We start from the raw sequence: 19,091 nt of genomic DNA on the forward strand, positions 1-19,091 counted from the left end.
TTCTATACTTTTAATTGTTCGCAAGCTGTATTTCATTAAACAGCTTTTCGCACAGACCTAAAGTTTTTGCACAAGTAAGCTGATCAATATTTTGTTCTTTTGGATTGATATTAGGAAGGAAATCTATCGGTGTGCTCAACAAATGAAGTATGGTTTGAACTTCAATAGAATCAATACATTTATTGTAGATTTCAGGTAACAGGGATTGGAATAATTGCATCAAATATCTGCTACTGTAAATAGCAGGAATGTATTGTAACTTTTGATATAAAATTCCAAGGATTAACTGTTGCAAGATGTTTTTAAGAAGTAAAATATGTCCGTTTTGGTAGACTAAATTTTGTTGTTGAAAAGCAGTAAACCAAGGCGAAATATAGGCTAAACGTTCTGTCCAATACTTTTCTTGTAATTGTTTGGTGTTAGTAGTTTCACAATGCTTTTTATTTAGTACTAAGTTACTTTTCATAAACAAAACATTTTGATGTAATATGTATTTATTGATAAAATGCTGAAAGGTTTCTTCATTTTTTTGAAGCCATTCCAACGTATGAATTAAACATAATACTTCTACCTTCCCTTTGAAATGATTAGAAACTTTTTGAACAAGTGCATCGTGTTGTTGAATACGAAGTGTTGGAGCAATGATAAGCAGATTAAACTTATAATTATGGGTACCATTCGAGTCATTTATTTTTTCTGTACTTAATAGATAAATCGAATCTATTTTATAGGTACGGATTAAAAAAGTAACGAGATTTTTTAATAGCGTTTTTTCATTTAAACGATCTGGTAGTTGTGCATCGATTCGTTTCGTGTAAAAGATATTCGTTCGTTTAAATCCATGCGTTAGGATTTCTAATGCGCTTTTCATTGTTTTATCGAAAATACTTTTGGGAGTTTCTCCCAGTATATATTGCGATTGATCGATAAATGAAACCTCTTTAATTTTAGAGATTTTATAGACGATTTTTGAAAACACATGATAATACGCATCTATAAATAAAATAAATTCTTGCTCGTTATACTTGTGATGGAGGGAACTTGGGAGCAACATATTTTTTAACAAATCAAAGTAATAAGAAAAGACTTCAAACAATGCTAAATGTGCCGCTTCGTAAAGTTGCTGTTTGACTAATGGAGCTACAAACATAGAAATAGCCTCATGTACCTTATTCTCAACTTCCTTAGTGTATTTTTGGTAATGTATTTTCGCCTTTTGTTTATCCGTAGTGTAAATATTTTGGAATAAACTGTTCCACCTCTTTAAATGATTGCTGTAAATAACATAGCAAGGCTGTAGATGTAATTGCAAATAACTAAAATGGAAATGTGAATCGTTTGATGAAACGGAATGATAATTTATCGTTATCAAAGTATCGTACTTTTCCAAAGCATGTAAGGCATTTACTTGTGATTGTAACTCATCAACTAAAGCATCATAGTTTTGTTTATCTACAACTAAGGTTATTATTTTTAGTTTACTGTGACCCACAGCTGTATAAAACACCAACAATAGTTCGACACGACAAACCGCATTGCTTATAAAATTTTGAACAGGAATAGCCAAGTCTTTTGGTAGGTTTGTTTTGTTTAAATCTATCATAATCAATAATTTAAAAAATGAATACTTCAAAATTGATTAATTATAACGAGGTATCGAACCATAAAATGAAGTAACGTACCACGAATAGGTGGTAAATAACATTTTTAGAGAAAATATTTAGGGAATATTTTAAGAAAATAGCCTATATTTGAGTATATATAATTTTGGCTTATGGTAACGACACAAAAAAAACATTTAGGACGCAACATCAGTCGCATACGAGAAATGAAGGGAATGAAACAAGAAACTTTAGCTGAACTGTTAGGTATTAGTCAACAAAAAATGTCGGTACTTGAAAACACAGCTGATTTGGAAGATGTGAAACTTGACGATATTGCGAAAGCCCTTGAAGTGCCTACACAAGCCATTAAAGAATATTCGGATGAACGTATGATTAATATTATTTCTAATAATACTTTTTATAATGATTCATCTGCTGTGAAAAATTTATACAATCCAACCTTCAACCCTTTAGATAAATTGGTTGAGGCATACGAAGAAAACAAGAAATTGTACGAGCGTCTGTTAGCTGCTGAAAAGGAAAAATTAACTTATATAGAGCAATTATTAAAAAAATAAATTTTGTTATAAAAACACACTATATTATATAAGTAAAAAAATCGGCTATGAATTAATAGTCGATTTTTTTGTTTTTATATTCAAAATAAAGTTAATGTACTTTCTATGCTTATGTATAAAGTATTTAAATGTTATTACAATCATTAGTAGCTTTGGTTTTTAAACGCTGGATAAAGGCAAGATAAAGGCAGGATAATGGCAGTAGTATGACTGGACTAGTATTGATATAAATATATGATGTTTCACTGAAAGTGTTAAAATTAATAAATCATAAATAAATTATAGTATATAACACAAAAATCAATATGTTTGCAACCTACTAAATACGATAAAGTACAATTATGAAAAAAGCTGTTCTATTAGCAGGTTTAATAACTTTTACATTCTCTTTAAGTAGTTGTGGAGTAATGTTTGGAGGTAGCCATTATGATGCAAATATTAAAGTTGCTGAACATCCAAATGCTCAAATCTATGCAAATGGAGAAAAAATTGGAGAAGGGGAAGTTTCTAAATCATTTAAAAGAAACAAAGATTTAAAGATTGAAGTGAAGCAAGATGGTTGTGAACCAAAATCACAAAATTTTGAAAAAACATTTAGAACTGAAAACTTTATTTTAAGTGTTATTTCATGGGGATTACCTGGAATTATTGTTGATTTAGCTTCAGGGGCTTCTTATAAACCAGACCATAAGCACAATAATTCAGTTGAAAAAGTATCAGATAAAGAATACAAATTCAATATTGATTATTCTGAATGTAAGTTATAAATATTAAAACCTCAACTAAATTAATAGTTGAGGTTTTTTATTTCAGTTAGAATATTGTTAAGCTTTAGACTTAAATCTTCATCATAATTAATAATGTAAAGTTTACAATTATTTTCAAAACATTTTTTTTGTTTTTCTAAGTCTCTTATTTGATTTTGTTTAAGACCTTCATCACCACCAAAGAAACTAATAGATTCGTAATGTTGTTTACCATTGTATTCAATAGCTATATTTAATTCTTTAATATAAACGTCAAATCTTTGTCTACCTAACCATTTTGGTGAATATTGACTGATAATATTATATCCAAGTAAATTTTCTTTAAAAAAGTTATATACAATAGTTTCTTTATAATAACTTCCTATGTCTTTAAATCCTTTTGTATTGCGAAGATATTTTTCAATTTCTTTTAAATTATTGATAAATAGTTGTTCAAATTCTTTTTTTACATTTTGTGTTAAATTGAATGAATTTAAAGTTTCATTGTGTTTATTCTTAGGATAGTTATAATCGAATTCATCTTCAATATTTTTATATCTTGTATGAATATCAATTCCTAATAAATCATTTATATCTAATTCAAGTATATTATCTAAAAATACATTATTTTCAATGTAGTCGAGTATATAAAATCTTCGAATATCATTGTCATCAAATAATTCTGAATATTGTTCTAAATAGGTAATATCAATTATTTCATTGGTGCTTTTTGCAAATTGATAAAACTTCGTATTAATAAATGTTTTTTTTCTGAAGTTTATTAGACAATCTAAAATATCTTGATTTGTTATTTTATATTGAAATATATAATAGCCGATAATAAATTCAAATGGACTTAATAATTTATAATGTTTCAAAAGATTGAATTTTTCAGTCGGTGTAATATTATTATAACAAGTTATTATTCCTCTAATTTCAGTTCTTCCACACCATATATTATCTGAAAATGAATATAAATAGTCAGTAATGTAAGTATTAAATAAAGTTGTTTCTATTTGATTTATATAGTCGTAAGACGATAAAAAATATAAAACTGAGGAATTTAATACATCTTGTGTAATTAATATTTTATTATTGTTAGGCAAGATATAAACTGGCACCCAAAATGTATCAGAACTACTATGAATAATATTTCCACAAGGATAACAAGATTTATCACCTAACAGATACAATAAATTATTATGAACTATAACTTCAAAAGAAGAGCTTATACCATCATCAAATATTATTTTATTTAGCCTATGAATATTTTCTTTATTATAATCTATTTGGCGTTGATTTAATTCAAAATTTGACTTAACAATACTTCTTTGATGTATTGATTTTAAATCAATATTGTATTTGTTTAAATAAGATATTTCAATAAGTTTTTCTTTATTCATATGTTTATATAAAGTTAAATGTATAGCATATAGCTAATTGCCTAAGTGAAAATTCATAAAATCTTTTATTTCAATTTTCTTCAATCTATCCTCATCAATTCTTTTAAGTAAATATGATTCCCCTATATCAAAATAGATAGTGCAATTAGATTCCTTCCAGCTCTTTCTCTCATTCTTCCAATGGAATTTATATATACCTTTATAATCCTTCATTATTTGGAATTTCTTATCTATATAGTCTTTTTCTAATTTTTTATAACTCTTATCTTGTTCTATTTTTTGATTTTTAAAGATTTGAAGTTTTTCATCTTCTAAATTCTTTAGTTTATCTTTTAGATTACTTATAATTATTTTTATATCGTTTATTTCTTTAGTAATTTCTTTAATTAAATTTTTAAGATTTAGATATAGTTCATTACTTATTTTATCTTTTAAAATAGAAAATGAATTCTCAAAAAAGATGATTTTTTGGTTGTTAATCTCTGTATCTTTCTGTAATTCATCGGTATAAATCGTTAAGTTTATTGCGAATTCATACTGCTCAATTTTAGAAGAAATTCTTTTAAACTCCATTTCATTTTTAAATTGTATTATTTTAGGGAAAAGTGAATTTTTACTTTCTTTTAGAATGGCAATAGTTTTATAGAAACTAGTAGAAGATATTTTATTATATGGGACTATTTTATAAATTATTCCTTCTAAATCATAGTTTTCAAGATTATTTATTGCTTTTAGTTTTTCTTCGTTTTTTAAAATAATATCTTGTAGTTTATGTATATTATTTCTTATATTTTTTAAATTAGTTTTATCTACTAAGTCTATTTTTCGTCTAATTTCGTCTGTTTCATAATCATCAATGTATGCATCTTTTATCCATTTTTTAATAATGGAGTCTGAAAATTCTATAAAATTAACCTCTCTTTCTTTTAATCTATTTACTTTATTCTGTTTAAGCTTTACTTTATCTAATAGATTATCTACATCTTCTGAAATCTCCTTATATTCTTCTGATAATGTTTTAAGTTCTCTAGTATATAATTCATTGACAGAGTTAAGAAGTTGATTTTGGTTGATTCCAAGTTCTTTCAAATTTGTAGAAACTAGACTTTTACATTTTAAGTTATTCTTAAATCCAATAGCGTTAACAACCCAAATCATATCTTGATAAAAATTTTCTCTTATTTTTATAGTAGAAGAAGAAATATTAGAGTTTTGAAATTCAATAACAAGTCCTTTTTTTGTTTTTATATCAGCTATGTGTTTTTCATTATCATTTTCTATTATTATTTCTTGCCAATTTTCAGGAAATTTTGATTTCCAATTTAGATGCCATTCTGTTTCTGTTTCATTCCACGAATCACAATCTCTAAAACCTTTATGTTGCCAATGCCATTCATAGATTTCACCACATTTGCCAATTACTAATCCATCGCATAATGGGCAAAAAGCTTTTTGTCCTGATTTTGTTGGTTTTATTCTTCTTTTATTTTCATCTAATGCAAATTTCATTTTAGTTAGTTTTTTAATAAATTAAAGCATTTATTTATTATAAATAACAATAAACCCTCAAATAAATGAGGGTTTAAAAGTTTTATTAAATGCTACATAAAAAACATTTACTACATTAATTATGATTTCTGAACAATTGCCAATTGTGATTGATTAGAAAATCAGCTAAATCATACCCTTTATTACGTTGTTCAGTTGTGGCAACTTTCTCTAAATAATCAGAAACACTAATCTGAATATTAGGATATAATTTTCTTAATAATTCAGCTTTCTTGTTCCATTCGTTATAGGCAATTTTATCTTTGGATAAGTCAGGATATAACGTAACTTTTCTGTTTTGGATAGCCTTAAATTTATCTTCACTCAATCCGTTTAACATGGTTGCAGAAAGCCAAATTGTATTGAATGGATTATCAGGAAAACCATAATACAAAGTACAGATTAAAGCAGTTTTAGGAGCTTCTACAATTGCAATTGGGTTGTTTTTGTACTTGCTTACTATATGTGCTCTATCTTTTTATCATTCGTGTTGTAATCATTGAGCCAAGAAGGTAATTGTTTAGTTACAGATTTGAACTTCGTATTAAGAATAGGAGCTTGCTCAATTTCGGATTTCTGTTCTAATCTCTTTCTTAATTTATAGTGTTGGCTATTGCATTTATGCGTACAATATTTTGTTGTGGTTTTATGTGCTTCGAACATATTTCCACAATTCAAACATTGTTTAAGAATCTTAATATTTGCTTCACTCATCTATCCAATTATTTAGAGTTAATAAAATAACATTAGAAGTATTAAGAGTAATTAAGGGACTTTATCTCGCTAAAAATTTGATTTTCAGCTTATTTTTTGCCTTATTAAAGTATAAAAGCTACAAGAAAGGTACAAGAAATATCAAAATATATATAAAAGGATATAAATAAAACGTAAGTTTGTAAAAGAAGAAAACCTCCTAAAATCAATGCTTTAAGAGGTTTTGTTATTGTTTTGTTATTGTTTAGTTTGATGTGGTTACTTCCCGATACAGAACTTCCCGAAGATAGTTCCTAAAATATCTTGGTCAACATCAATTTCTCCTGTAATATGCCCTAAATAAGTTAAGGCTTCACGGATATCCATCGCTAATAAATCTCCAGGAAGTCCCACGTCCATACCTTGTTTGATTTTACCAATTTGGATTAATGTGTTTTGTAATGCTTCTAAGTGACGAGAATTTGTTACAATTGTATCGTCTTGGTTCGATCCTTTTAATTTCATTTGATAAACCAATTGTTCTTTTAAAGCTTCAATATTGTATTGATCTTTAGCAGAAATTTCTAAGTGAACAATATCTTTAAACTCTTGTTTAATTGCCTCAGAAATCACAGATTCATTATTTGTAACATCAATTTTGTTGGCTACATTAAAAACGATTTTATCTTTTCCTTGTAGTTCATCTAATTGCTGTGCAATTTGATTTTCTTCTGTGATATTTGAATCGTATAAGTAAATAACAATAGATGCATCATTTATCTTTTCAAAAGTCTTTTCAATACCAATTTGTTCAATTGTATCTCCAGCTTCACGTATTCCAGCTGTATCTATAAAGCGGAAACCTACACCATCAATGTAAATTGTTTCTTCGATGGTATCACGAGTTGTTCCTTCAATATCAGAAACAATGGCACGTTCTTCGTTCAATAAGGCGTTTAATAAAGTCGATTTACCAGCATTTGGAGCTCCAACAATTGCAACAGGTACACCATTTTTAATTACATTACCAAAAGCAAACGAATCAGCTAATCGTTTTAAGATAGATTGTAATTGATTTAATAAAGCATAGAATTGTGTACGATCTGCAAATTCAACATCTTCTTCAGAAAAATCTAATTCTAATTCCATTAAAGCAGCAAAATTGATCATTTGATCGCGTAAATCTTTAATTTGGTTAGAAAAACCACCACGCATCTGCTTAATAGCAATTTCGTGTGACGCTTTAGAATCTGAAGCAATTAAATCTGCAACAGCTTCGGCTTGAGTTAAATCCATTTTACCATTCCAAAATGCACGGAAAGTATATTCACCAGGATTCGCATTTCGGATTCCGATTTTATTTAAAAGTTCTAATACTTTTTGTTGTATATAAATCGATCCGTGTGTTGAAATCTCAACAACATCTTCACCAGTATATGAATGTGGATTTTTGAATATAGAGAATAATGCCTCATCAATAATTGTATCACCATCCATTAGATATCCTAAGTGAATTGTATGAGATTCAGCATCATTTAAAGATTTATTTTTATTGAATTTTGATTGATAAATCTGAGCTACTTTCGTGATAGCATCTGGTCCAGAAACACGTATAACGGCAATGGCACCCATTCCGTTCGCTGTAGCTAATGCGCAAATTGTATCGTTATTAATCATAGTACAAAAATACAAAATTCAATTAGAGTAAAACCAATCAGTCTTAATAAATAATAAGTATAATATAGTTGTATTTATTAAATAATGACATACATTTGAATTAGCTAACAATATAAACGTGTGAAAAAAGTTATGTTTTTTAAATTAATATAATGAAAAAACTTTTTACTACTGCCTTTTTACTAAGCCTTACTAGTTTATTTGCTCAGGTTGGAATTAATACAAATACGCCTAAACAATACACTTTATTAGATGTAGATTCCACTGATAAAGGTATATTAATCCCAAGAGTAGCTCTGACTAATATCTTTGATCGATCAACTCTTACGAATGTTGATAATTCTAGTATTTCTAACTATGAAAATAGTTTATTATTATATAATACTAATACGTCAAACATTTTAGGTGTTAACGAATATACAAATGTAACTCCAGGTTATTATTATTGGGAAACTGATCGTTGGGTGAGAATGACATCGACTAAAGATCAACAGTTCTTTTATATGCCTTCAATTATTATTCCCACTTCTGCTGATCAAGTAAATCCAGGAAATACTTTTGGTACTATTGATTTGTATTCAATTTATAAATCCCAATTTACGAATGCGATGGTAAAAAATCCAACAGCATCGACTACTTTACCAATTTATAAAGTAAACCAATTGGATTATTACATTACTTGGTATGATGAATCGGTTTTTACAAATGTTAGAGTTTCTAATAACGGAGTTTTGACTTATCAAATTAAAGAGAATGCTGATGTTTTTATTGGATCATTTATGAATATAATTTTTGCCGTAAAATAAAATGAGAAAAATTTTATTTTTATTAGGAATTTTAACTCCAATTTTTAATTTAGCTCAATGTTTTTCTGATATAAATGGTGTTCGTCAAGAGCCTGTTATTTCTACATTTGCAACGCATGGTTCAGGAAAGTATAAGAATGAAATACTATGGCTAAATTGGGGAGCGATTAATCCAACTGATACAAAAGGATCAAGTCGCATATTATCTAACTCAGATTACACAAACGCAGAGATTAAGATTAATGATAATAAGTTTATTTGTTTAAAAACTAGAATATTAGATGTAAGTAAAGTCTCTTCTGACAAGATTAATCCGATATATAGTATAATGGATGAAAGTTATACTAATGCTGATAATAGTATGTTTCATATTCTAAGAAGTACTAATGATAAGAATTTATCAAATATTCAATTTGAATCTTTTGCATTTATTCGTTCAAGAGAAGCAATTGGTAAGCAATATGTAGATGAACCTATTAAAATTAATGGGTTAATTTTTGCCGATGCAGAATCTGCAAATTCTGTAGAATACTTTAATCTTTCAGCAAAAGGAAAATGGAATATTATTGAATTTATAAATCTTACAAATTCAAAATATAATTACAATGTTAAAAAAGAAGATGTAAAAATTGATAATGTTCCTAATGGTGAAAGTAAAATAACAATGGGTTATGGAGAAGATAAAAGAATAGCTGCTATTGCAATGCTGAAATTCAATGAAGATGCATATGCTAGTCGTGATAATCAGTATAAAGTAAATTACAAATCAGAGTTTAAAGGTGGTGGTACAACTGCAATTGCAATTGGTCTATTGGCTTCTTATGCAGATTTTGGTGATGCTCCTATAAGTTATGGTTCTCCTATTCATTTTATTGAAAATATGGAAACTATTCCTGATAATTTAGGAGTTGTTGTTGACCAAACTAATATTGGGAAATCTACTACATTTAATTCAGGTGCATTAATTAAACCCTCAAATAATTTTATGGGTACTTTAGGTCCTGACCCTAATCCAAGACCAGTTTATTCGGAAGATGCATTAGGTGATGATTATGATTATGATCAAAATAATGTTCGAACAGTTTTAACAAAAGAGGAAGATTCTTGGCCAGCGTCTTACAATAGATTCTCTTATAAAACAGTTGAAGGTTCAAATTACCCAATCGGTGCTGCAATTAAAGCGCAAATCCTAGTTAAAACCAATGTTAGGGCTGTTTTAGCTGGTTGGATTGATTTTAATATAAATGGAAAATTTGATCAAGGTGAAAGAGTTTACAAAGAGGTAGCAGCTAATACAAATGGAAATGTAGAACTATCTTGGACAATTCCGCTAAATAGAAAACCATTTTCTACATTTTCTCGATTACGATTATTCGAATTTAATCATGTTTCAGAAAATGGGATTTTAGATCCAAATTTAATCGTTCCTTCATCAGATACATTAGGAGGTGAGGTTGAGGATCATAAAATTCAAATCATATCGCAAGCAGTATCAAATCCAATGTTACTAAATGCAACTCCAGTCTATAATGATAGAGAATAAGATATTGTAAAAACAACCACTTCAAAAGAAGTGGTTGTTTTATTTTAATTCGTTCCGAAACTTGTTTTTACAGTAATTTGAGCTGTTTTTTGACGAGAAGTTGTATTAAATGAACCTCCGTAAGAATAATCTTCATTATCATTTTTACCTGTAATTTGAAATATTCCTAAATCAGCTTTTTTCAATTTACCTAAATTGCTACCAGCTTTGGTTGCAATATTTTCAGCTCGTTGTTTAGCATTTTCAGATGCTTGAGCGATTAATTCTAATTTTAAATCTTCTAATTTCGAGTAATAATAATTAGGGTTAGAAGAATTGAGTTCTATTCCTTGACTAATTAAATTTGAAATTTCTCTCGAAGCTTTTTCAATCTTATCTAAATCAGTCGATTGTATGGTAACATCTTGAGATAAAATATAGCCATTAAAATGGTTAATTGAATTTCCATTAGCATCCGTTCCATACTGAATATCTTTAGTGATATTAACGGCTTCAAAAACAATCTCACTGGTTTTAATTCCTTGTGAAATTAAGAAATTTCTCACTACATTTTGATCTTGTTTCAACTGATCCGATGCGCTTTTTAAATCGAAATTATTTCGGCTAAAAGTGGCTCTCCATTTTACTAAATCTGCATTAAAGTCTTTTAACGCATTTCCTGTCACATTAATATTGTTATTGCTTTTAAACTTATATTTATAAGCATTTCCAATAATTACAGTAGCAGAGATTAAGGCGATTGATGCAATAGCTGCTACAATCAAAGATGTTTTATTCATTTTAAAATAATAGTATTTGGTTATAATACTATTATTTCAAATGACGTGCCAAATCTTAATAAAATGTTAATAGAATTAATCCATAATAAATAAGACTAAATCACCAGATTTATAAGTGATTTCTATCTCATCTTCAATTGCTTTATTTCGAGTTCCAATTCGATCAATCAACGTTAAATCTTCATTTTTTAAAGGATATTGTAAACCTTTTGTTGTAATTCTTTTTGTTTCTGGAAACGGAATTAACGAGATTGTTTTACCTAAAGTATTATTTAAAGTAAAATGATTTGTAATGAAGCTATATGTAGAATAATTATCATAAAAATGAATTAATAATTGATTCTTAAATTTATAGGCAGCATTTAAATTTCCTAAAAAATGATCTTGTTGTTTTCCACTTGCACCAAAAACATCAACAGATGTAAAACCATGTTCTAAAATAAGTTGTAATGCTTTTTCAAAATCGGTATAATTTTGGTCTGGTGTATGAATTATTTTTACGTTGTTTGGGAAAATAGTTGTGTTGATTGAATCAAAATCACCTGTTATTACATCAGGAGTAATTCCTAATGTTTTTAGGTAATGAAATGATCCATCTGTACAATAAATCTTTTGATAATTTGATAGGATAGGAGCCTTGTGAGGAACTTCTCCATTCAAAAATAAAATGACTTTCTTATTCACCAGGAATCCATTTTATTTCGTCGTGATTATTGTCTTTTGCAATTTTACGTGCAGCTGTAAATAAATAATCAGATAATCGATTGATGTATTTTGCTAATTCAGGTCTAATTTCTTCTTGCTGAGCTAAAGTAAAAATTAATCTTTCGGCTCTACGACAAATACATCTTGCGACATGTGCATGCGATGAAGCTTGATTTCCACCTGGAAGAATAAAATGCGTCATGATTTCTAATTCAGCATCAATTACATCAATCCAGTTTTCTAATTGTGTAATATCTTCTTCCTTAATCATTACTTTTAAACGAGGAGTACCGTTAGCTAACATTATTTTGTCCTTAGGTGTTGCTAATTCAGCACCAATGTTGAATAAATCTTTCTGAATTATAATTAATTCTTCAACTAATTTAGCATCGATTTCATACGATCTAATTAATCCGATATATGAATTTAATTCATCAACTGTTCCGTAAGTTTCTATTCTAATATTGTCTTTACTCACTTTAGTACCTCCGTATAAAGATGTAGTTCCTTTATCTCCTGTTTTAGTATAAATTTTCATGTGGTTTTGAATTTAAATGATTTTAAAAGTAATCAAATTTATTTATTACCGGTTAATTGCTTTGTTGTGAATTTGAATCCAATTGCTGTAATTAATAAAACAATTGCTGTTCCGAACCAAAGCAAATCAAAATTATATTTAGTTGCAATATAAGTTCCAATAAAAGGAGATACAATGAATGCTATTGCTCCAGAAAGTCCATTAATACCCATGTAAGCACCTTTGTTTTTAACGCCAGCTCTTAATGCTGTAACAGTAGAAAGGAAAGGTAAAACTAACATTTCGCCAATACTCATTAAGAAAATGGCCATGTACATAAATAGTAAATAATGTGTAAATCCGAAAACCGAATAACTAATAGCAGTTACAATCGATCCGTAAAATAAAATTTCTGTAATTGTAAATTTCTTTTCAGCCCAATGTACAATCAGCATTTCGAATAAGAAAACGCAAAATCCACTAAATCCGATTAATAAACCAATTTCAGTCTGATCTAATTTTACAACTTCTTTATAAAATAAAGGTAATGTGTTCAAGATTTGGAAAAAGGCAATACAGAATGTTGAACAAAAAACTGTAAATAATAAAAATTGCCAATCTGTATAAGCATTACGTTCTTTTACAGGTTTATTAGTCGTTACTTCTTCAGATTCTATAGTATCAACTTCATTTCGTTCTTTTCTATTATAAAAGAATTTAATAAATGCGATTGAGGCAAATAATGCAGCAATTGCATTACCGTAAAATAACAAATCGTAAGAATAGGTAGATAAAAATCCACCTAAGGCTGGTCCAAAAGAGAAACCTAAATTAACAGCCATACGATTTAAAGAGAAAGCACGTGTAATGTTTTCTTTTTTTGCATATTTTGTAATTGCTACAGAATTAGCAGGAATAAATAACATCGTTACCGCACTTAAAATTAACATCATTATAGATGCAGATTCTAAGGTTTGGAAATGGGGTAATATTGCAAATAAAGGAGCGCTTAACACTAAACTTAACGCCTGTACTTTAAAATTCCCTAATTTATCTGTTAAATATCCACCTAAAAAAGATCCAAGTAATGATCCAATACCGAAACAGCTTAATACAATACCTGATTCCTCTAAAGTAAATCCTAATTTATCAGTTAAATATATTCCTAAAAATGGAAGAACCATAGATCCTGTTCTGTTTAATAGCATCACGATTGCTAACATCCAAGATTCTTTTGATAGTCCAGAGTAAGAATCTACATAAATTTTAATTATCTTTTTCATTTATTAAATTTCCGGTGCAAAAATAAGGTGTATTTTATTATTCTTTTCTATCAATAGCGCATTAATAGTAGATTTTTATACATTTGAGAAATTTTAGATTTTAAAACCTAACCAAATTATGCTACAATCATTCATTCTTAAACTATTTATTTTAATAAATGGATTTGGTGCTTCTTCCGGAATTATTTACGACAATAAGCAAATTTATGTTGTTTCTGATGATAAAGGTTATGTGTATAATTATGATTTGAAGCGTAAAAAGCAACAACAATTTGAATTAAATACTCAGATTCCAGCTCAAGATATAACGCGTAAAGATAAACCAGATTTAGAATCTATAATCATTCATCAAAATACACTATACGCTTTAGGTTCGGGTTCAAAAGAGAATCGTAATGATTTATATATTTATAATTTAATTACCAAAGAATCAAAAAGAGTTGATATTTCTGGAGTTTATTCTGCAATTCAAAAACGATTCAAGATTGACAAGAAAGATTTTAATATAGAAGGATTTGCATATCATCAAGGGTATACCTATCTTTTTAACAGAGGAAATGGGAAGAACAAAGTAAACGCAATTTTTAAATTTCAAGGTTTACCGCATCAAGCTAATTTATCAATCATAACATCTTCTATAATCGATTTACCATTGATTAATGGCAATCAAACTACTTTTAGCGATGCTATAATTGTAGACAATCAAATCATTTTTACTGCAACAATAGAGGCAAATTCAACAGTTCAGAAAGATGGAGAAGTTAAAGAATCAATAATAGGTCTAATAGATTTAGATTCTTATAAAACTTACAATGTAAATGTCAAAAAATATTTAGTAATTGCAGAAAATAAAAAAATAGAAGGTATTGCTCTAAGAAAAACAACATCTAATTACTATCATTTTGTACTTTGCGAGGATAATGATGATGATTCTAAAGAAGCAAAAATTTACAAATTAAAAGTTTCAAAAGATTTTGAACGATTTTATTAAAACCAATTAATTTATATAAACAACACTTAATTTTAGTTAATAGGCCAATTTGCGATAAGATAATGCACAAAAAATTGTGAAAATTTTCTTAAGACTATTATATTTGCCCGTTAAAAATTATTTTTAAAGACACAGTTATGCGAGGAAGAGGACTGATTGCAGTATTTGCAATTATATTAGGTCTTTTGTGCATCAAGCAGTTAAGCTACACTTGGTACACAAACAAAGTCGAGAACGAAGCCAAGCGTCTAGCAGTTAAGCCAGCCGACGAGCCACGTATCTTAGACAGTTTAGCACAAAAACCTTTAGATTTAGGGATCATCAAGTATGATTATAAAGATGCTAAAAACAAAGAAATCAACTTAGGTTTAGATTTAAAAGGTGGGATTAATGTAATCTTACAAGTATCTGAGCGTGATTTAATCATGTTATTAGCTTCAAATTCAGAAAATCCAATGTTGTCTACAGCATTAGATAATGCTGATGTGACGCACAAATCAAATGGTAATAAACCATATGTTGAAATTTTCTTCGAAGAATTCGACAAGATTAAAGGTGCTACTAAATATGCTGCTCCAGATCTTTTCGGGAATAAAGCAAATGCAGATAAAATTGCATTTAATGATTCTGACGATAAAGTAAAAGAAGTAATTCGTAGAGACGTTGAAGCTAAAGTTTCTACAGCTTATGATGTAATTAGTTCTCGTATTAATCAATTTGGAGTTGTAGAGCCAGTTATCCAACGTTTAGGGGATAAAGGTGATGGACGTATCTTAGTTGAGTTACCAGGAGTTTCTGATACAGATCGTGTTAAAAAATTATTACAATCTACAGCGAAGTTAGAGTTCTGGCAAGCAGTACGTGGAGATTTAACTGTTCAATCTCATTTCATGGGAATTCAAACAGAAAAATACAACGTAATTAACCCTGCTACTGGAAAACCATATAACAATTTAGGTGAAGTTTTACAACCATCAGGTTCTAACTCATCATTCGTTGTTAGTGTTGCTGATACTGCTGTTGTTAATCGTGTTTTAGCTGATAAATCAGTTATGACATCATTACCTGCAAATATTCGTAACTACAAATATTCATGGGCAAATAAAGAAATGGACTTAGGTGCTAATCAGCCTAAAGTTTTAGAATTATATGCTTTAAGAGGTGCTAATGGTACAAAAGAACCATTATTAACTGGAGATAAAGTTGCTTCTGCTTCTGGTGAGCGTAACGCGGGATCTATCGCAAACGAACCTGTTGTATCTATGCAAATGAACCAAGTAGGTTCTCAAGAATGGGCTCGTATTACAGACGAATTAAAACCTGCAGGACCAGGTCAATTAGGACAAGGTGTAGCTATTGTTTTAGATAACTTAGTATATTCTGCTCCAAATATTAATGATAAAATTTCTGGTGGATCTTCAATGATTTCAGGAAACTTTACATTACAAGAAGCACAAGATTTAGGAAATATTTTACAAGCAGGTTCTTTACCAGCATCTTCTAAAATTGTTTCTGCTGAAGTTGTAGGACCATCATTAGGACAAGAAGCAATTGTTAGTTCTGTTGTTGCTTTTGCAGCTGCATTTATCATCGTATTAATTTGGATGGTATTCTACTACAGCCGTGCTGGTATCTATGCAAATGTTGCTTTAGTAGTTAACTTATTATTCTTATTAGGGTTCTTAGTTTCATTAAAAGCTACATTATCTTTACCAGGTATTGCCGGGATTATCTTAACGTTAGTAACGGGAATGGATGCTAACATTATCATCTACGAACGTGTTAAAGAAGAAATTCGTAAAGGTAAATCATTACGTCAAGCAGTAGATTTTGCATATTCTTGGAAAGGAGCTTTATCTGCAATTATCGATGCCAATGTAACATCTTTCTTAACTGCGTTAGTATTATTTTTCTTAGGAAAAGGACCAGTTGTTGGTTTCGCTACAACGTTTATGATTGGTGTATTAACATCAACATTTACTGCAATCTTCATCACAAGATACTTTGTTGAAGGAAGAATGGCAAAAGGTAAAAATGTTGAGTTTTACACGAACTTCACAATGCACTGGTTACAAAATATCCACGTTGACATCTTAAAGAAACGTAAAATTACTTACATCATATCTGCCATTTTAATGATAGCATCTTTAGCATCTATCTTTACAAAAGGATTTGATTTAGGTATTGAATTTAAAGGAGGTCGTACATATACAGTACGTTTCGATAAAAATGTAGAAGCTACAGAAGTTGCTGAAGAATTAGGAAAAGTATTTGTTGTTGATGGAGAAGCAGTTGTTCCTCAAGTAAAAACTTACGGTGGTGCAAACCAAGTAAAAATTACTACATCTTACAAAGCTGATCAAGAAGGAACTGAAGTGGATGATGAAATCAAAGAAAAATTATTCCAAGGTTTAAAACCATATTTACCTCAAGGAATTTCTACTAAAGATTTCTCTGAAGATAACGCAACAATCGGATTAATGTCTTCTGCGAAAGTAGGACCAACAATTGCTGATGATACGACACGTGCGTCATTTATTGCAGTTGCTTTAGCTTTATTTATTACAGGTGGATACATTTTTATCCGATTCAGAAACTGGCAATATTCAGTATCTACAATCATTGCATTAGCGCACGATGTTATTATTGTATTAGGAGTTTTCTCTTTCTTAAGAACTTGGTTACCATTTAACATGGAGATTGACCAATCATTTATCGCAGCTATTTTAACTGTAATTGGTTACTCTTTAAATGATACAATCATCATCTTAGACCGTATCCGTGAAAACTTAGGATTAAAGAAATCAGAATCTTTCTACAATATCATCAACGATTCAACAAGTACAACATTATCTCGTACAATTAATACATCGTTATCAACGTTCTTAATTGTATTATGTATTTTCATCTTTGGTGGAGATTCAATTAAAGGATTCATGTTTGCTATGTTAATCGGTGTAGCTATCGGTACATTCTCATCATTATTCGTAGCATCACCATTGTTATACGATATGACTGGAGAAAATAAAAAACAAAAAGCATAATAAAATAATTTTTATAGAAAAAACCGTCAAGTTACTTGACGGTTTTTTTGTTTTTGTAACTTTGTCCTTTACCTTTGTTAAGTGAATATGTTAGTGATATACCCAGCTTTCCTTGAGTTCAAGGAAATAATGATTATTTTAGTCGTTGCAGTAGTAATTTTTGGACCAAAAAAGATTCCAGAAATCGCTCGTGGTCTTGGCCAGGCGGTTCGTAAAATGAAAGAAGCGACAGAAGATATTAAGCAAGAGATTATGAATCCAGTTGCGGATTTAGATCCTTCAAAAGAAATTCGTGAAACAATCGCAGATTTAGATCCTACAAAGGATATTCAAGATGCTTTTAAATCTGCCGATCCATCACAGGATATTACAAAAGCTTTAGAAGACCCTATTAATGATTTAGAGAAATCTATTTTAGATCAAGAGAAAGATCCTAAAGAAGCGGTAGTTAATAAAGTGAAGCAAGTTCAAGAAACAATTGAAATTGCTAAATCTGAAGTTGAAATTCAAACAGAACAAGAATTAGGGAACGGAGGTTCAGTTAGTCGTTAATGGTTCAAGATTTTTTTGATTGGGATGTACAAAATTTTTTGTACTTCAATAATTTAGGTTCAGAAAAATGGGATAATTTTTGGTTGATTGCAACTGAAAAAGAAACATGGATTCCATTATATATAATATTTCTAATTTTACTTTATAAGAATGTAGGATGGAAAAAAACATTGGTCGCTGGTATTTGTATTGCTTTAATGATCACTTGTGCAGATCAATTAACTAATGTCTTTAAAAATGGTTTTCAAAGATTAAGACCTTGTCACAATCCCGATATCCAAGGAATGTTTAGAGCAATTGGTTGTGAAGGTCGTGGGAAATATGGTTTTACATCTGCGCATGCTTCTAATCATATTGCTGTTGCAATATTTGTAGGTTTTGTATTACGCAAATACTACAAATGGCTTCTTTATGTATTAATTGCTTGGGCGTTAATGATTGCTTATAGTCGAGTTTATGTAGGTGTACATTATACAGGTGATATTTTCTTTGGGACATTGATTGGTATTTTCTTTGCAATACTATTTTTGAAAATTTATTATTGGATTTTAAATAAATACAATACAAGTTTAGAATAATATTTATTATAAATATAAAAGCTCAGATTTAAGTAAATCTGAGC

At 28.9% G+C, this 19,091-nt stretch carries 17 protein-coding genes; 8 read left to right on the forward strand and 9 right to left on the reverse strand.

Annotated elements, in window-relative coordinates:
- Positions 1 to 10: 10 nt before the first annotated feature.
- A complete protein-coding gene (locus EAH69_RS08025; RefSeq protein ID WP_121934678.1) occupies positions 11 to 1,603 on the reverse strand; it encodes a hypothetical protein in 1,593 nt (530 codons plus the stop codon).
- A 171-nt stretch (positions 1,604 to 1,774) separates the two neighbouring features.
- Here EAH69_RS08025 and EAH69_RS08030 point away from each other — a divergent pair, with 171 nt between their 5' ends.
- Both EAH69_RS08030 and EAH69_RS08035 read left to right on the forward strand, forming a co-directional pair.
- The gene (locus tag EAH69_RS08030) at positions 1,775 to 2,182 is read left to right on the forward strand and encodes a helix-turn-helix domain-containing protein (RefSeq protein ID WP_121934679.1); all 408 of its coding nucleotides are present in this window, start codon (positions 1,775 to 1,777) and stop codon (positions 2,180 to 2,182) included.
- A gap of 341 nt (positions 2,183 to 2,523) precedes the next feature.
- Positions 2,524 to 2,949, forward strand: coding sequence for a hypothetical protein (locus tag EAH69_RS08035; protein WP_121934680.1), 426 nt, complete (start codon positions 2,524 to 2,526; stop codon positions 2,947 to 2,949).
- 20 nt (positions 2,950 to 2,969) lie between these two features.
- On the opposite strand, the gene EAH69_RS08040 is transcribed toward EAH69_RS08035, so the two are convergent.
- The 4 genes from EAH69_RS08040 to mnmE all read right to left on the reverse strand — a co-directional run bounded on the left by EAH69_RS08040 (position 2,970) and on the right by mnmE (position 8,249).
- The gene (locus EAH69_RS08040) at positions 2,970 to 4,331 is read right to left on the reverse strand and encodes a hypothetical protein (protein ID WP_121934681.1); all 1,362 of its coding nucleotides are present in this window, start codon (positions 4,329 to 4,331) and stop codon (positions 2,970 to 2,972) included.
- A 33-nt stretch (positions 4,332 to 4,364) separates the two neighbouring features.
- Positions 4,365 to 5,840 carry a competence protein CoiA family protein gene (locus EAH69_RS08045; protein WP_121934682.1) on the reverse strand — a complete coding sequence of 492 codons (1,476 nt, stop codon included), beginning with the start codon at positions 5,838 to 5,840 and terminating at the stop codon, positions 4,365 to 4,367.
- Between the two features lie 115 nt (positions 5,841 to 5,955).
- Positions 5,956 to 6,342, reverse strand: a complete 387-nt coding sequence (locus EAH69_RS08050; RefSeq protein ID WP_262602207.1) for a DUF6371 domain-containing protein — start codon at positions 6,340 to 6,342, stop codon at positions 5,956 to 5,958.
- Positions 6,343 to 6,851: 509 nt separating this feature from the next.
- Positions 6,852 to 8,249, reverse strand: coding sequence for a tRNA uridine-5-carboxymethylaminomethyl(34) synthesis GTPase MnmE (mnmE, locus tag EAH69_RS08060; protein WP_121934685.1), 1,398 nt, complete (start codon positions 8,247 to 8,249; stop codon positions 6,852 to 6,854).
- A 152-nt stretch (positions 8,250 to 8,401) separates the two neighbouring features.
- Here mnmE and EAH69_RS08065 point away from each other — a divergent pair, with 152 nt between their 5' ends.
- Both EAH69_RS08065 and EAH69_RS08070 read left to right on the forward strand, forming a co-directional pair.
- Positions 8,402 to 9,055: a hypothetical protein gene (locus tag EAH69_RS08065; RefSeq protein WP_121934686.1), complete on the forward strand. Its 654-nt coding sequence runs from the start codon at positions 8,402 to 8,404 to the stop codon at positions 9,053 to 9,055.
- Position 9,056: 1 nt separating this feature from the next.
- On the forward strand, positions 9,057 to 10,598 hold the full coding sequence (locus tag EAH69_RS08070; protein WP_121934687.1) for a CshA/CshB family fibrillar adhesin-related protein: 1,542 nt from the start codon (positions 9,057 to 9,059) through the stop codon (positions 10,596 to 10,598).
- A 44-nt stretch (positions 10,599 to 10,642) separates the two neighbouring features.
- Here EAH69_RS08070 and EAH69_RS08075 read toward each other — a convergent pair whose 3' ends face one another.
- The 4 genes from EAH69_RS08075 to EAH69_RS08090 form a co-directional block, all read right to left on the reverse strand.
- The gene (locus EAH69_RS08075; RefSeq protein WP_121934688.1) at positions 10,643 to 11,377 is read right to left on the reverse strand and encodes an SIMPL domain-containing protein; all 735 of its coding nucleotides are present in this window, start codon (positions 11,375 to 11,377) and stop codon (positions 10,643 to 10,645) included.
- Between the two features lie 75 nt (positions 11,378 to 11,452).
- On the reverse strand, positions 11,453 to 12,061 hold the full coding sequence (locus tag EAH69_RS08080; protein WP_317124736.1) for a thiamine diphosphokinase: 609 nt from the start codon (positions 12,059 to 12,061) through the stop codon (positions 11,453 to 11,455).
- Positions 12,054 to 12,620 carry a cob(I)yrinic acid a,c-diamide adenosyltransferase gene (locus EAH69_RS08085; RefSeq protein WP_121934690.1) on the reverse strand — a complete coding sequence of 189 codons (567 nt, stop codon included), beginning with the start codon at positions 12,618 to 12,620 and terminating at the stop codon, positions 12,054 to 12,056. The genes EAH69_RS08080 and EAH69_RS08085 overlap by 8 nt, the downstream gene beginning before the upstream one ends.
- Positions 12,621 to 12,658: 38 nt before the next feature.
- A complete protein-coding gene (locus EAH69_RS08090; RefSeq protein WP_121934691.1) occupies positions 12,659 to 13,882 on the reverse strand; it encodes an MFS transporter in 1,224 nt (407 codons plus the stop codon).
- Positions 13,883 to 14,000: 118 nt separating this feature from the next.
- Here EAH69_RS08090 and EAH69_RS08095 point away from each other — a divergent pair, with 118 nt between their 5' ends.
- The 4 genes from EAH69_RS08095 (at position 14,001) to EAH69_RS08110 (ending at position 19,047) form a co-directional block, all read left to right on the forward strand.
- Positions 14,001 to 14,873 carry a DUF6929 family protein gene (locus EAH69_RS08095; RefSeq protein ID WP_121934692.1) on the forward strand — a complete coding sequence of 291 codons (873 nt, stop codon included), beginning with the start codon at positions 14,001 to 14,003 and terminating at the stop codon, positions 14,871 to 14,873.
- A 137-nt stretch (positions 14,874 to 15,010) separates the two neighbouring features.
- On the forward strand, positions 15,011 to 17,917 hold the full coding sequence (secD, locus tag EAH69_RS08100; protein WP_121934693.1) for a protein translocase subunit SecD: 2,907 nt from the start codon (positions 15,011 to 15,013) through the stop codon (positions 17,915 to 17,917).
- An 87-nt stretch (positions 17,918 to 18,004) separates the two neighbouring features.
- Entirely contained in the window at positions 18,005 to 18,469 is a 465-nt protein-coding gene (locus tag EAH69_RS08105) for a Sec-independent protein translocase subunit TatA/TatB (protein ID WP_262602206.1), read from the forward strand.
- A complete protein-coding gene (locus EAH69_RS08110) occupies positions 18,469 to 19,047 on the forward strand; it encodes a phosphatase PAP2 family protein (protein WP_121934694.1) in 579 nt (192 codons plus the stop codon). Before EAH69_RS08105 ends, EAH69_RS08110 begins: the two co-directional genes overlap by 1 nt.
- Positions 19,048 to 19,091 lie beyond the last annotated feature (44 nt).

The organism is Faecalibacter macacae (genome assembly GCF_003687725.1).
GTDB lineage: Bacteria > Bacteroidota > Bacteroidia > Flavobacteriales > Weeksellaceae > Empedobacter > Empedobacter macacae.